The following is a 15,571-nucleotide window of genomic DNA, read 5'->3' as shown; positions in this document are numbered from 1 at the left end:
ACCTGCCGGCATGACGGTCGCCGAGCTGCGGCGCTGGCTTCGCGAATGGGTGGGCAAGGCCACCGGGCAGCCGCCCGACGCGATCGACGAGTCCACGCCAATGGTGGAGCTGGGTCTCTCGTCGCGGGACGCGGTGGCGCTGGCCGCCGACATCGAAGACCTCACCGGGGTCACGCTGTCGGCGACGGTGGCGTTCCAGCATCCGACCATCGAGTCGTTGGCGACCCGCATCATCGAGGGCGAGCCGGTGGTAGCCGATACCGCCGACGAGGAGGACTGGTCGCGCATGGGGCCGGTCGAGCGGGTCGATATCGCGGTGGTGGGGCTGGCCACCCGCTTCCCCGGGGACATGAGCACCCCGGAGGAGACCTGGCGGGCGTTGCTGGAGGGCCGCGACGCGATCACCGATCTGCCGGAGGACCGCTGGCGGGAGTTCCTGGGGGAGCCGCGCATCGCCGAGCGGGTCGGCAGGGCGCGCACCCGCGGGGGATATCTCACCGACATCAAGGGGTTCGACTCGGAGTTCTTCGCGCTGTCGAAGACCGAGGCCGACAACATCGATCCGCAGCAGCGGCTGGCGCTGGAGTTGACCTGGGAGGCGCTGGAGCACGCCCGCATCCCGGCGTCAAGCCTGCGCGGCCAGGCGGTCGGGGTGTTCATCGGCGCCTCCGTCAACGACTACGCCTTCCTGGCCATGTCGGACCCGACGGTCACGCACCCCTACGCGATCACCGGCAATGCGAGCTCGATCATCGCCAACCGGGTGTCCTACTTCTATGACTTCCGCGGCCCGTCGGTGGCGGTGGACACCGCGTGCTCGAGTTCGCTGGTCGCCACGCACCAGGCCGTGCAGGCGCTGCGGGCCGGTGAGTGCGACGTGGCCGTCGCGGGTGGGGTGAACGCCCTGATCACCCCGGTGATCACCGTCGGGTTCGACGAGGTCGGCGGGGTGCTGGCGCCCGACGGGCGGATCAAGTCGTTCTCCGCCGACGCCGACGGGTACACCCGCTCGGAGGGCGCGGGCATGCTGGTGCTCAAGCGGGTGCCGGACGCCCGCCGCGACGGCGACCAGATTCTGGCGGTGATCGCCGGCAGCGCGGTCAACCACGACGGCCGCTCGTCGGGCCTACTGATACCCAACCCGGACGCTCAGGCGGACGTGCTGCGCCGCGCCTACCGGGACGCCGGCATCGACCCGCGCAGCGTGGACTACATCGAGGCGCACGGCACCGGGACGATCCTCGGCGACCCGATCGAAGCCGAGGCGCTCGGGCGCGTGGTCGGCAAGGGGCGTCCCGCCGACAAGCCGGCGCTATTGGGTGCGATCAAAACCAATATCGGGCACCTGGAGTCGGCGGCCGGGGTGGCCAGCCTGGCCAAGGTGGTGCTGGCGCTGGCCCACGACAAGCTGCCACCGTCCATCAACTACGCCGGGCCCAACCCGCACATCGATTTCGGCGCGCTGCATCTGAAGGTGGCCGACACCGTCACCGACTGGCCTCGCTACAGCGGCTATGCGATAGCCGGGGTGTCCAGCTTCGGGTTCGGCGGCACCAATGCGCACGTGGTGCTGCGGGAGGTGCTGCCCCACGACGTCGTCGAACGTGAGCCGGACGAGTCCGCCGCCGGGGCGAGCGTGGCGGCCGCAGAGGTGGGTGTGCGCCTCGACGAGCACGGTGACTTCGCTAACGAGCAGCCTGCGGAGGCCGAAGAGCCCGAACTGCCCGGACTGACCGAGGAAGCCAAGCGGCTCAAAGAGGCTGCGTTACGGGAACTTGAGGCCGCCCAACAAGACACCGCACCGCTTGTTCCGTTGGCGGTTTCGGCTTTTCTGACCTCCCGCAAGAAGGCCGCCGCCGCCGAGCTGGCCGACTGGATGGAAAGCCCCGAGGGGCAAGCGTCCTCGCTGGAGTCCATCGGGCGGGCGCTTTCCCGGCGCAACCACGGCCGCTCCCGCGCGGTGGTGCTGGCCCGCAATCACGAGGAGGCGATCAAGGGCCTGCGGGCGGTCGCCGAGGGCAAGCAGGCCCCGAACGTGTATTCCGCCGACGGCCCGGTCACCAGCGGGCCGGTGTGGGTGCTGGCCGGTTTCGGTGCCCAGCACCGCAAGATGGCCAAGAACCTCTACCTGCGCAACCCGGTGTTCGCCGAGTGGATCGACAAGGTCGACGCCTACGTGCAATACGAGCGGGGCTATTCGATCGTCGAGCTGATCCTCGATGACGCGCAGGACTACGGCATCGAGACCACCCAGGTCACCATCTTCGCGATCCAGGTTGCGCTCGGTGAGCTGCTCCGCCATCACGGGGCCAAACCCGCTGCGGTGGTGGGCCAGTCGCTTGGCGAGGCCGCCGCGGCCTATTTCGCGGGCGGGCTGTCGCTGGCGGACGCCACCCGCACGATCTGCTCGCGCTCGCACCTGATGGGTGAGGGCGAGGCGATGCTCTTCGGTGAGTACATCCGGCTGATGGCTCTTGTCGAATACTCCGCCGACGAGATCAAGACGGTGTTCGCCGACTTCCCAGGCCTGGAGGTGTGCGTGTACGCCGCGCCGAACCAGACCGTCATCGGCGGCCCGCCCGCCCAAGTGGACGCGATCATCGCCCGCTGCGAGGCGGAGGGCAAATTCGCCCGCAAGTTTCAGACCAAAGGCGCCAGCCACACGTCACAGATGGATCCATTGCTGGGGGAGCTGTCCGCCGAACTGCAGGGCATCCGGCCGCATCCCATCGCTATCGGCTATTTCTCCACGGTGCACGAGGGTCGCTACCTCAAGCCCGGGGAGGTCATCCACGACGTCGAGTACTGGAAGAAGGGCCTGCGGCATTCGGTGTATTTCACCCAGGGCATTCGCAACGCCGTCGACGCCGGGTACACCACCTTCCTGGAGCTCGCACCCAACCCGGTGGCGCTGATGCAGGTGGGCCTGACGACAGCCGCTGCCGGATTGCCTGAGGCGCAGCTGATTCCGACGCTGATTCGCAAACACGACGACGTCGAGTCGATGACCCGGGCGATGGCGCAGCTCTACGTGCACGGCCACGACCTGGACATGCGCACCCTGTTCACCCGCGCGACCGGGGCCGGAGGACCCGAAGATTTTGCCAACATCCCGCCAACCCGCTTCAAGCGCAAAGAGCACTGGCTTGACGCGCACTTCTCCGGCGACGGATCACTGATCATGCCGGGTGCCCATGTGGCGCTGCCCGACGGCCGCCATGTGTGGGAATATGCGCCGCGCGGCGAAACCGATCTGGCCGCTCTCGTGAAATCCGCTGCGGCCCAAGTTCTTTCGGATGCTCAGCTGGTGGCCGCCGAGCAACGGGCGGTGCCCGGCGCGGGCGCGCGGCTGGTGACGACGCTGACCCGCCATCCCGGCGGGGCCGCGGTGCAGGTGCATGCCCGCATCGACGAGTCGTTTACCCTGGTCTACGACGCCCTGGTGAGCCGCGCCGGCCAGGCCGGTTCCGGTTTTGCGGTGTTGCCGGCGGCGGTGGGCGCCGGGGAGGCGATCACGCCGGGGAGCGTTTCGGCGGTGCCGTCGCCAGCCGCGACGGCACCCGAGGAACCGGACGCCGAGACCCTGCACGACAGCCTCACGGCACGCCAGATGCCCGCCGGCTTTACCAAGTGGTCGCCGGATTCCGGTGAGACGGTGCATGAGCGGCTGGCCACCATCGTGTCGGCGGCGATGGGCTATGAGCCCGAGGATCTGCCGTGGGAAGTGCCGCTGATCGAGCTGGGGCTGGACTCGTTGATGGCGGTGCGTATTAAAAACCGCGTCGAATACGACTTTGACCTGCCGCCCATCCAGCTGCAGGCCGTGCGTGACGCCAACCTTTACAACGTGGAGAAGCTCATCGAGTACGCGATCGAGCACCGCGACGAGGTCCAGCAGCTGCACGAGTACCAGAAGACGAAGACGGCCGAGGAGATCGCCAAAGAGCAGGCCGAATTGCTCGGCGGCGCAATCACTGCCCCACCGGCGCCGACAGCGCCGACGGCCCCGGCGCCAACCCCGCCACCGAGCGGCGTGGAAGGCGCCGCCGCGCAACCGGTGCCACCGCCGCCGACGGATCCGTCGGGCCCGTCCCCGCGGCCCGGCCCGGCGGGCGCCGCCCAGGCCCTCAATCAGCGGGCGGTGGCCGAGGCGCTGAACTCGGACGTGCCCCCGCGTGACGCCGCCGAGCGGGTCACGTTCGCCACCTGGGCCATTGTCACCGGTAAATCTCCGGGCGGCATCTTCAACCCGCTGCCGGAGCTGGACGACGACACCGCCGCCAAGATGGCCCAGCGGCTCGCCGAGCGCGCCGACGGGCCGATCACCGCCGAGGACGTCAAGGCCGCCACAACCATCGAAACGCTGGCCGAGAAGGTGCGCGAGCACTTGGAGGCCGGCCAGCTCGACGGGTTCGTCCGCACCCTGCGGGCGCGCCCGGAAGGCTCCACCGCGGTCCCGGTGTTCGTGTTTCATCCGGCCGGCGGGTCGACGGTCGTCTACGAGCCGTTGCTCAAGCGGCTCCCCCCCGATACCCCGATGTACGGTTTCGAGCGTGTGGAGGGCCCCATCGAGCAGCGGGCGATGACCTATCTGCCCAGGCTGGTGCAAATCCAGCGCGACGGGCCTTTCGTCCTGGTCGGTTGGTCGCTGGGCGGTGCGCTGGCCTATGCGTGCGCGGTGGGGCTGAAACGGCTGGGCTGCGACGTCCCGTTTGTGGGGCTGATCGACACCGTGCGCCCCGGCGAGGAGATCCCGCAGACCAAAGAGGAGATCCGCAAACGCTGGGAGCGCTACGCACGCTTCGCCGAGCGGAACTTCAACGTCACCATTCCGGAGATCCCCTACGAGCAGCTGGAGCAGCTCGACGACGAGGGGCAGGTGAAATTCGTCCTGGAAGCGGTCAAGGCCAGCGGTGTGCAGATCCCGGCCGGCATCATCGAGCACCAGCGCACCTCGTATCTGGACAACCGGGCCCTCGACACCGTGCAGATCCAGCCCTACGACGGGCATGTCACCCTCTACATGGCCGACCGCTACCACGACGACGCGATCATGTTCGAGCCGCGCTACGCCATCCGCCAGCCCGATGGCGGCTGGGGCGAGTACGTGTCCGACCTGGAGGTCGTGCACATCGGCGGCGAGCACATCCAGGCCATCGACGAGCCGATCATCGCCAAGGTCGGGGCGCACCTGAGCGAGGCGCTGCACCGGATCGAGGCGGCGCAGAGGGCAGGCAAGTGAGCACGAAGACCACCGCCGAGCTGCTGGCCGAACTTCACGAAAAGCTGGAACTGGCCAAGGAGCCCGGCGGCGAGAAGGCCGTGGCCAAACGCGCGAAGAAGGGCATCCCGAGCGCGCGGGAGCGCATCCACGCGCTACTCGACCCGGGCAGCTTCTTAGAGATCGGGGCGCTGGCGCGCACTCCCAACGACCCCAACGCACTTTACGGCGACGGCGTGGTGACCGGTCACGGCAGGATCGATGGCCGGCCGGTGGGGGTGTTCTCGCATGACCAGACGGTGTTCGGCGGCACGGTGGGCGAGATGTTCGGCCGCAAGGTGGCCCATCTCATGGAGTGGTGCGCGAAGGTGGCTTGCCCGATCATCGGCATCAACGACTCCGGCGGCGCCCGCATCCAGGACGCGGTCACCTCGCTGGCCTGGTACGCCGAGCTGGGCGCCCGCCACGAGCGGTTGACCGGGCTGGTCCCGCAGATCTCCCTGATCTTAGGCAAATGCGCTGGGGGAGCAGTGTATTCGCCGATCCAGGACGACCTTATCGTCGCGGTGCGTGACCAGGGCTACATGTTCGTCACCGGCCCCGACGTGATCAAGGAAGTCACCGGGGAAGATGTCAGCCTCGACGAGCTCGGCGGCGCCGATGCGCAGGCCCGCTACGGCAACATCCACCAGGTTGTCGACTCCGAAGCCGCCGCGTTCGCCTACGTGCGGGAGTTTTTGTCGTTTCTGCCGTCCAACTGCTTTGACGACCCGCCGATCGTCAATCCCGGCCTGGAGCCGCAGATCACGCCGCATGACCTGGAACTCGACTCGATCGTGCCGGACAACGACAACGTGTCCTACGACATGCACGAGATCTTGCTGCGAATCTTCGACGACGGCGATTTCCTGGACGTTGGCGCGCAGGCCGGGCAGGCCATCATCACCGGTTTCGCCCGGGTCGACGGCCGCCCGGTCGGTGTGGTGGCCAACCAGCCGATGGTGCTGTCCGGCTCGATCGACAACGAAGCCTCCGACAAGGCGGCACGGTTCATCCGGTTCTGCGACACCATGAACCTGCCGCTGATCTTCGTCGTCGACACCCCCGGCTTCCTTCCCGGCGTGGAACAGGAGAAGGGGGGCATCATCAAACGCGGCGGCCGGTTCCTGTACGCGGTGGTGGAGGCCGACGTGCCGAAGGTGACGATCACCGTGCGCAAGTCCTACGGCGGGGCGTACGCGGTGATGGGATCCAAGCAGCTGACCGCCGACCTGAATTTCGCGTGGCCCACCGCCCGCATCGCGGTGATCGGCGCCGAGGGTGCGGCGCAGCTGCTGATGAAACGCTTCCCCGACCCGAATACCCCTGAGGCGCAGGCGATCAAGCAGAGCTTCATCGAGAACTACAACCTGCACATGGCGACTCCGTGGATCGCCGCCGAGCGCGGGTTCATCGACGCGGTCATCGAGCCGCACCAGACCAGGCTGCTGCTGCGCAAGGCGCTGCACCTGCTGCGGGACAAGCAAGTTCAGCACGTGCAGCGCAAGCACGCGCTGATCCCCATTTAATTTAATGGCGAGAAGACGCAAACCCCTTCCCTTTTCCGGGAGCGTGATGGGGCTGGCGCGTCTGCTACAGCGTGAGCGCGCCGGACACCAGTTCGTCGAAACGCTCCAGCGCCTCGTCGTCGGGCGCGTCGATGCCGCGCAGCGGCCCACGCTCGGCGAGGTAGCGCTGGGCATAGAGCCGGGCGAGTAGGCGTTTACGGTCGGTGTTGCGGGTGGCCCGCTCCCACGCGGCCTGCTCGGTGAGCAGCGCGCCGGCATACACGTCGCCCATGAGCTGGGCCAGCGGGAACAACCGCGCCTCGGCGACCCTGGCCTCGAGTTTGCCCCAGGCGGTGATCGCCGCGGTGAGGTCCTCGATGCGCCGCGAAACCAGTCGGGTGGTTTCGTCGTCGTCGGACACCGAGACCGCGTCGTGCAGGCGGGCCAGCAGTGGCTCGTGCGCCTGGGCGTGTGCAATTCCCCGCCGCACGTCCAGGCACAAGATGTTGTCGGGTCCCTCCCAGATGGTGTTCACCTGCGCATCACGTAAAATCCTTGCTACTGGCCAGTTTTCGATGTAGCCGTTGCCGCCGTGGATCTCGATGGCATCGGATGCCGCGGTGATGCCCAGCCGGCACACTTTAAGCTTGATCACCGGAACCGCGATGCGCTGGCGAATCGCTTTGGGCTGCCGGTGGTTGGCGAACCCTGTCCCGTCAAACACCAACGCCTGGGCGGCTTCGACGTCGACGATCATCTCGGCGAGCTTGCGCCGCATCAGCGGCTTGTCGATCAGCGCCCCACCGAAGGCGTGGCGCGCCCGCGCGTAGCACAGCGACTCGACCAGCGCACGGCGCGCGTTGCCAAGGGCGAACAGCGCGATGCCCAGCCGCGCGGCGTTGGTCAGCTCCATCATGCGCCCCAGGCCCTTGCCATCGGAGGGGCCGGCATCGGTGCTGGGTTCCCCGGAGAGCAGGAACGCTTCGGCGTCGACGAACTCGATCTCCCCGGAGGCGACCGAGCGGGTGCCCAGCTTGTCCTTCAGGCGCCGGATCCGCACGCCGTTGGCGGAGCCGTCGCGGCGGGTCCGCAGCACCAGGAACGCGGCCACCCCACGGGCGGAGTCCGGCGCGCCCTCGGGCTTGGCCAGCACGACAAACACCTGGCCGTTGCAGTTCGACGCGAACCACTTGAAGCCGTTGAGCAGCCACGCGGAGCCGTCGCGCGGGTCTGCCCGTCGCGCCGTCGTCTCCAGCGCCGCCAGGTCAGAGCCGCCGGTGCGTTCGGTCAGCAGTTGCGCGGTCTCGCCCTCCCATTCGCCGGAGTCGAACTTGGCCAGCACGTGCTCGCGCACCTGCGCGGGCGCATAGGCGGCCACCAGCGACTTCACCATGTTGGCGCCGGTGCCCAGGGCGCAGCCCATCCCGATGTCGGCCTGATCGAGCATGAAGTTGGCGGCGAACAGCGCCATCGCGGGGTTCAGCCCGGCGCGCCGGGCGGCGTCGCGCAGCGTTTTCTGGGCATCCAGCACCGCGCGTTTGGACTCGATGAACGACGCCGGCATCACCACCCGGCTGATGTCGTGGCCCCAGCGGTCGTAGCGCTCCAGTCGCGGCGGGTTGCGGTCGGTCTCCTCGGCCCAGCGCGCCACCGGCCCGCCCATGAGCTCGCCGATGCGTGTCAAATGCGGCTCGGCGAACGCCAGCTCGTCGGGGCGAAGGTAGTAGGCCATCATGAATTGCAGGCTGGGATCGCTGGTGTACCAGTTGAGGCCGACCGCCCCCTGGTAGCTCTCGGTGCGGTAGCGCCCGGATTTCTCCGCGGTGGTGAACGGCAGCCGATCCACCGCCTCGACGTCGTAGTCGCTCATCCCGGGCCCCTTCCCGCTCCGGAACCGCCCGGACGCCGGTTCCTGCTTGCGCTTTCGCTGCGAGAGTACAGTTTCGGCGGCGGTGGTGAACAGCGATGCCGCGGCTTCGGCGTGGGGTGCCTACGGGCCGATACGGATCTTGCCGGGAGACCACCAGCCGCTGCGGGTCGCGCTGCCCAGGTCGAGGTCGGCGGGGCGCGCGGTGACGACGGTGTCGAACTTGCGCAGCGAGCCCCAGTCCCGGCCCCAGTCCCGCGAGAGGTAGGTGGCCATCACGTGCGATCGCAGCAGCAGGTCGGTGATGCCTAAAAGGCCCCCGTTGACGCCATCCTCCCAGGTGTCGGTGTCTTGCTTTTTAGCGGTGTAATCCGGGGTGATGCGAAACCTCGGGATCTCGGTGACACCGTAGGCGTGCAGGATCGGGTGCTGGCAGGGGAAGGCCAGCCCCACCGCCCAGTCCATCAGCACCGGCTGTCGCGAGCCGACGTACTCCTGCAGGGAGCGCAGCTCGGGCACTCGCGGCGGGGTGACCGCGATCCAGTCGTCCGGCGTCAGCGACAGATCCTCGGCGACCACCCGCACCGCGCTCGCCTCGGCGGGGATCTTGTCTCGGGGGAAGCGCAGGTTGCGCCACGCCCTGGGGTATTCGGCGGCGAGGTCGTAGGGCACCAGCCGCCCGGCCGGCGCCACGGCGCCGCCGGGGGCTGGCCGCCCGTATTCCAGCGCCACGGTCTGCCCGCTGGTGTGGCCTTTCAGCACGCTGTTACCGGTGATCGTGCCCGCCGCGGTGACCACCACCAGCGGATGCGCGTCGTCGGGCCGGGGCAGTCGATACCATGCGGAGGTCAGCGTGCTCTGCTGCTGGGGACCGGTGGTGTAAGTGCCGGCCAACGGCACCCGCGCGGGATCCAGGCCGTACGGCAGCGGCACCCGAGAACCATTGATGCCAGGGGTTTTCAGCCTCACCGGCGCGTCCCAGTCGTAGTCGGTGCCCGGTTGCGGCGTCTGGCGCCGAATCGCCTCGGCGACAGTGTGCTCGGGCACACCATCGGCGGTGAACCCCACGGGGTTGACGCCCCCCAGCGGCCCCAGTGGGCCCCAAGCGCCCGGGCCGTCGGGCAGCGGCGTCAAAAAGCCCGCGTTGGGGTCGGGCTCGACGAGCACATCATCGGCGAGTCCGCAGCCGCCGGTGAACGCGCGCACGTTGGCCCAGCCGTTGGAGTAGGTGGGGTACTGGCGCACGATCCCGATGACCATCGTCGCGACGAACACCACGGCCATAAATCCCGCCACGATCGGCACCGGCGCGGCGGTCAGCGTCCGCGCCAACGCCCCCTCGCCGCGGTCCCGCGGCGCGAAATGCAGCCAGATCGCGTACAGCGCGGTAATTGTGAAGAAGACGAAAAATATTGTGCTGATGGTGATTCCATCGATCCGCGGTATCGAGCTGTTGAACGGCACGCCGTAGCTGGAGACGTACCACCAGCCGTTGGTGGTGGCAAAGCACAACGCCAGCAGGAACATCAGCGCCGCCAGGAAGGCCATCCGATTGCGCGACCAGCGCAGCACGGCCGGCGACACCAGCACCGTGGTCAGCGCCGCCATCGCCGCCCCCACCGCGGCGAACAGCCCGAAGTGGTGCACCCACTTGGTCGGGGTGAACATCAAAAAGAACATGGTGCCGAAGATGACGCCCATCAGCCGCCACGCCGGCCCGCGGGCCACACCGGGAACTCGCTTGCGCCGCAGCATGATAAACACCGCGGTGAACAGGCACAGCGCGGTGAGCAGAAAGCCGAACCGCCGCGACAGCGATCCGTCGACGGTGGGCAGGATCAGGTAGTAGTAGCGCAAATTCTCCGTGTACCAGGCCTGACTGGGGCCGATCGCGCTGCGAATCCTGGTGGCTTCCAGCACCGTTGCCAGTGTCTGATCGGCGAACACCACGGTCAGCACCACGACGGCGGCAGCCAGCAGCGGCGCCACCAGCGGCCAGGTGCCCACCAGGCGGTGGCGGCGCACCAGGATGCGCAGGATCGGGCGGCCGCCGGCCACCAGCGCGGCCACCGCGATCAGCCCGGTGGGCTGGATCCCCAACGTGAACGCGGCGGTGATCACCGCCAGCGCCGCCGGGGTCAGCCGGCTGTAGCGCATGGAGCGCTCGATCAGCACATAGGTGACCAGTGATCCCAGCGCGATGATCGGTTCCGGGCGCAGACCGTTGTTGAACGGCATCCACGCCGTCAGCAACACCAGGCCCGCGGCCCATGCCGCGGCTTTGCTGGAGGCTACCGCCGGACCCAGACGGGGCAGCACCTCACGCGACAGCAACAGCCAGCACACCAGCCCGGCAACCAGGTCCGGGAGCCGCATCCAGATGCTGGCGTCGCTGACGTGGGTCATCAGCGCCAGCAGGTTGTAATACCAGCCGAACGGGTCTTCCGGGCTGCCGAACCAGCGGAAATAGTTGGACATGTAGCCGGCGTGGTCGGCGACCCGGGCCATGCCGAGGATGTAGCCGTCGTCGGAGGAGTTGGCGCCGATCACATGCCAGAGGACAAACCCCGCTACCACCGTGGCGTCGATCGAGGTGAAGCCCCGCCAGGTCGCCGGGATCAACCGGCGCATGCGCCGGCCGTCCAGCCGGTCGAGGCGCCACAGCGCGATCAGCGCGACGACGGTCGCCGTAACGGCCAACGTCATGGCGGTCAGCTTGAGCGCGGTGGGCCGGGTGGAGAACCGGGTGTCGATGGTCGCCGACAGCGCCAGCCCGGAGGGCGCCGGGCCGCTCAGGTCGGTGAACACCCCGACGACCTGCGGGCGCAGGTTGGGGTCGGCGAAGCCGTTGCGCAGCGGGCGGCCCGCCGGGTCGGTCAGCCCGGCGAAGGTGGCGAAGGTGCCGGCGTGCGAGGAGGCGATCTCGATGCGCCGGCATTGCGGGCCGGCCACCTGGGCTCGCGGCACGCTGGCGATCACCACGTTGCGGTCGGTGACGTCCACGCGCGACGCGGTGACGGTCACGAACAACCCGTTGAGCGTGGCATTTTTGCCCTGCTTGGGCGCGGTGCCCAGCAGCATCCCGCCCGCGGGGGGCATCGCGCGCACCACCGCGCACGGCACGTCCACCGTCATCGCCACCGGGACCTGGGAGATCAGCGGCGCCGTCACGTTGCCGAGCTGCCCGTGCTGGGGCCAGCGCAGCGTGGCGGTGGTCTGCACGACGGGCAGCAGGGGTGTCGCCACCGACAGCACGAACCCGATCAAGCCGGCGACCGTGGCCACCCAGCGCGTCAGCTGCACCTGGCGGGTCGCCTCGGGCGCGGCGCGGCGGGTGACCACGCGGTCGACGGTGGTGCTCATGGCAGCGCTCGAATCGGTCCGCTCCGGGCCCAGCCGGGCACCGTGACCACACCCTGCTCGACGGCGGCGGCGGGCGCTTGGTCGGCGGGCGCCAGCCGGTAGTACTTCTCCAGCGACCCCCAGTCGCGGTACCAGTCGCCGCGCAGGTATGTCGGGATCGTCGATGTCCACAGCAGTGCCCGGGTGAACAGGAAGGGCCCGCCTTTTTCCCCCGCCTCCCACAGGTTGGACGACGACGCCGTCTGCTTATGGTCCGGCAGGATGCGGTACTGCGGCAGTTCGGCAATCCCGAGGTGCTCGGAGAACGGCCGCTGGCACGGGAAGTTGGCCGCGGTCGCGATGTCCATGAACACCGGGGCGTGCGACCCGATGAGGTGCTGGAGAGTTTCCAGCACCGGGACCCGCGGCGGGGTGAAGGCGAACCACTGATCGGAGCTCAGGTTGGGGTCCTCGGCGACGATGCGCGCCACGTCCGCCTCCGGCGGCGCCCAGGCCAGCGGGAACCGCAGGTTGCGCCATGCCGGTGCCGGGCCGATGTCGATGGGCCACACCTGCCCGAGGGGCTGGATGCCGCCCGGGCGGGTGACGCCCCATTGCAGTTTCAGCGGCTGCCCGTAGGTGAAGGTGCCGTCGTCCTTGTAGGACCAGATGGAGCCCGCCGCCGACACCACCACCAATGGCCGGTCCGGGGTGCGTGGCGGCAGCTGATACCAGGCCGAGGTGGCGGACGCGGCCAGGGCGTTCTCGCCGTAGCTGCCCATCACCGGGGTGCTCGCCGGGTCGAGCCCGAACGGCAGGGCGACCCGCGACCCGTTCGCTCCCGCCGGCGCCCCCGCCGGGATCCAGCCGCCGGCGGTGCCCGCCGAGTCGCTGACCGCGGCGCTGGGCTTGTTAGGGGAGGCGTCGGAGTTGACCAGCCCGGGCTTGGCGACGACCGGGTCGGAGGACAAATCGTCGCTGACGCCGTTGGGGGTGAACCCCACCGGGTCGAGGCCGCCGAGCGGTCCGTAGGGCCCGTATTTCTGGCCGGGAACCGGTCGCAGCACACCCGCGTTGGGGTCCGGCTCGGCCAGCACGTCGTCGGCCATCGCGCATGCGGTGTTCGCCAACCCGGACTCCAGAGCCATCAGGTTGGCCTTGGCGGTGGTGTACATCGGGTAGCGGAACACGGCGGCCTTGGCCATCGAGCCCACTTCCATGACCACCATGATCGAGGCCACCACCAGCAGCGGGGTGGACGCTAGAACGCGGTTGCGACGGGTGTCTTTGACTTCGGTGTGTCCGGCGTAGTCGAGTCGGAAGTGCTGCCAGGCGGCCAGCAGCCCGGTCACGATCGACGCCGCCAGGAACATCGTCGTCACCGGGTGGCTGGCGATGACGGGCTGAATGTCACGCCACGGCACCCCATAGTTGCCCACGTAAAACCAGCCGTTGATGCCGGACGTGGCCCAGGCCAGCAGGAACAGCAGCGCGGTGATATACAGCGACAAGTTCCGCCGGCTATGCAGGCCGACACGGGCCACGGTGAACGCGGTGAGGGCGCCGAGCGCGCCGGTCAGCCCGGCGAACGCCCCGAATTGCACGGCCCATTTCGTCGGCGTGAACGTCAGCAGCAGCAAGCCCACCGCGGTGGTGCCGATCAGCCGCCACGCCGGGCCGCTGGCCACCCCGGGAATCCGGCCGCGCCGCAGCAGCACCACCAGCACCCCGAACAGACACAAGAACAGCACGAGCCAGGCGAACCGCCGCGACATCGACCCGTCGACGGTCTCGACCGTCAGGAAGTAGTACCGCAGGAATTCCTGATACCACGCGATCGTCGGCCCGACCGTGTATTTGATGCGTGCCGACTCGGCCACGGTGGCCAGCGTCTGGGCCCGGAACACCACGACGGCGATCACCGACAACGACGCCGCCAGCACCGCCAGCGGCGCCAGCACGCCGTCGGCTGCCCGGCGGCGGGCGATTATCGCCGCGACCGCCCGGGAGCCGGTCAGCAGCGGAGCGATCGCGACTAATCCCTGCGGCGCCAGCGTCGCGGCGAACATCGCGATCACAATCGCGATTGCCGCCGGGGCCAGTCGCCGGGTGGCGATCGCGTTCTCGACCAGCACCCAGGTGGCCAGCGTGCCGAAAGCGATCAGCGGCTCGGGCCGCAGACCGTTGTTGAACGGCAGCCAGGCGGCCAGGAACACCGCGCCCGCGGTCCACACCGCTACCCGGTCGGCCGCCAGGCCGCCTTTTCCGGGGCCCAGCCGGCGCAGCAGGTAGCGGCTGACAAGCAGCCAGCATCCGATCCCGGCGAGCGTGGCCGGGATCCGCATCCACACCCCGTGCGGGCTCACCGGCGCCAGGCGCGCCAGCACCGCGGGATACCAGTCGAACGGCGCTTCTGTCGTTCCAAAGAAGCGGTAGTAATTGGCGACGTAGCCGGTGCCGGTGGACGTTCGGGCGATGGTCAGGTTATAGCCGTCGTCTGAGGACGTGGCGCCGATGACGTGCCACACCAGCAGCGTGCCGATGACCGCCGCATCGGCGAGCCAGGTGGCCGCCCCGACGCGCCGCCGTCGCAGGCTGTGGGGGGCCCGGCGGCCCGATTGCCGGTCCAGCAGCGCCAGGGCGGCGATAGCCGCGAGCACCGCCAGTGCGCCCAGCGCCATCACGGCCTTCTTGATGGGGGTGGCCGCGACGATGAATCGGGTGTCGACATCGATCCGTGCCGACAGTCCCGGCTGTGCGGGCACCTTGAGATCCGTGAAAATCCCGCCGACCTGTGGCTTCTTTTCCGGTGCCAGGGTTCCGCGGGCGCCCGGGATGCCGACGAAATCCGCACCGGCGCCGCCGGTGTCGGCCCAGACATGCAGCACGCTGCAGCCACCGGCGGCGATCCGCGGGCGGGGCGCTACCGCGGCCACCGTGTCCCGGAAGGCCACGACGACCACATCTTCGTTGGCACGCACGAACAGCCCGCTTTTCCCGGTCGCAAACCCATTGACCGGCAGTGTCGAGAGCACCAGTCCGCCACCGGCGGGCAAACTGGCGATCGCCGGGCACGGGATGGAGATGTCCAGAGCCCGGGGGGCGCCGGATACCAGCGGCGCGGTGATCCCGGTGATGAGCCCATCGCTGGTTGTGCCCTGGGGCCACAATATCGTCGCGGTGGTCTGCTTCACCGGAAGAAGCGCGACGATGGCGCACAACAGCACGCCGGAGAGCCCTGCGACGACGGCGGCGGCCCGCGCGAAGCGCACCGGCGATCGCTGGCTACCGTCGTGGGGCACGAAGGTCGATCGTATGCGACGGTTTTAAGCCCGGTGACGATGCGGCCCGGCGGGCCGCTGAGGAGCCGGCTCATTGGGGTAAGCCCGGTGACGATGCGGCCCGGCGGGCCCCCGGTGGAGTGTTGCGGAGCCGGCTCGGCGAGCATTATCGCAGCGGGCCCGAACCGTGGAGAGTCGGCCTTCGGTAGTGTCACGCGATGAGACCGGTTAGGGGTATGGGGTATTTCCTATTTGCTGGATCGCCAGGGAGTATCCCTTCAGGTATCCGATCCGGCGGGGAATTTCAGCGGGA

At 69.0% G+C, this 15,571-nt stretch carries 5 protein-coding genes; 2 read left to right on the top strand and 3 right to left on the bottom strand.

Going from position 1 to position 15,571, the window contains the following annotated elements:
- Positions 1–10: 10 nt before the first annotated feature.
- Positions 11–5,242 (top strand): polyketide synthase Pks13, encoded by a 5,232-nt coding sequence (pks13, locus tag MSM1_RS06375; RefSeq protein WP_236055580.1) that lies wholly within the window; start codon positions 11–13, stop codon positions 5,240–5,242.
- Entirely contained in the window at positions 5,239–6,789 is a 1,551-nt protein-coding gene (locus MSM1_RS06370) for an acyl-CoA carboxylase subunit beta (RefSeq protein ID WP_213440693.1), read from the top strand. Before pks13 ends, MSM1_RS06370 begins: the two co-directional genes overlap by 4 nt.
- A 64-nt stretch (positions 6,790–6,853) precedes the next feature.
- On the opposite strand, the gene MSM1_RS06365 is transcribed toward MSM1_RS06370, so the two are convergent.
- The 3 genes from MSM1_RS06365 to MSM1_RS06355 all read right to left on the bottom strand — a co-directional run bounded on the left by MSM1_RS06365 (position 6,854) and on the right by MSM1_RS06355 (position 15,279).
- Positions 6,854–8,638, bottom strand: a complete 1,785-nt coding sequence (locus MSM1_RS06365; protein WP_213440692.1) for an acyl-CoA dehydrogenase family protein — start codon at positions 8,636–8,638, stop codon at positions 6,854–6,856.
- A gap of 120 nt (positions 8,639–8,758) precedes the next feature.
- The gene (locus MSM1_RS06360; protein WP_213440691.1) at positions 8,759–11,998 is read right to left on the bottom strand and encodes an arabinosyltransferase domain-containing protein; all 3,240 of its coding nucleotides are present in this window, start codon (positions 11,996–11,998) and stop codon (positions 8,759–8,761) included.
- A complete protein-coding gene (locus MSM1_RS06355) occupies positions 11,995–15,279 on the bottom strand; it encodes an arabinosyltransferase domain-containing protein (RefSeq protein ID WP_213440690.1) in 3,285 nt (1,094 codons plus the stop codon). The genes MSM1_RS06360 and MSM1_RS06355 overlap by 4 nt, the downstream gene beginning before the upstream one ends.
- Positions 15,280–15,571 lie beyond the last annotated feature (292 nt).

The sequence above is a fragment of the Mycobacterium sp. SM1 genome (assembly GCF_018361265.1).
Classification (GTDB): domain Bacteria; phylum Actinomycetota; class Actinomycetes; order Mycobacteriales; family Mycobacteriaceae; genus Mycobacterium.
The sequence above is the reverse complement of the archived record's forward strand: the minus strand, read 5'-3'. Positions and strand labels throughout refer to the sequence as shown.

Bases quoted from the DNA above. Each gene is read 5' to 3' on its own strand.
- pks13 (WP_236055580.1), top strand. From the start codon at position 11: ATGACGGTCGCCGAGCTGCGGCGCTGGCTTCGCGAATGGGTGGGCAAG.
- MSM1_RS06360 (WP_213440691.1), bottom strand. From the start codon at position 11,998: ATGAGCACCACCGTCGACCGCGTGGTCACCCGCCGCGCCGCGCCCGAG.
- MSM1_RS06365 (WP_213440692.1), bottom strand. From the start codon at position 8,638: ATGAGCGACTACGACGTCGAGGCGGTGGATCGGCTGCCGTTCACCACC.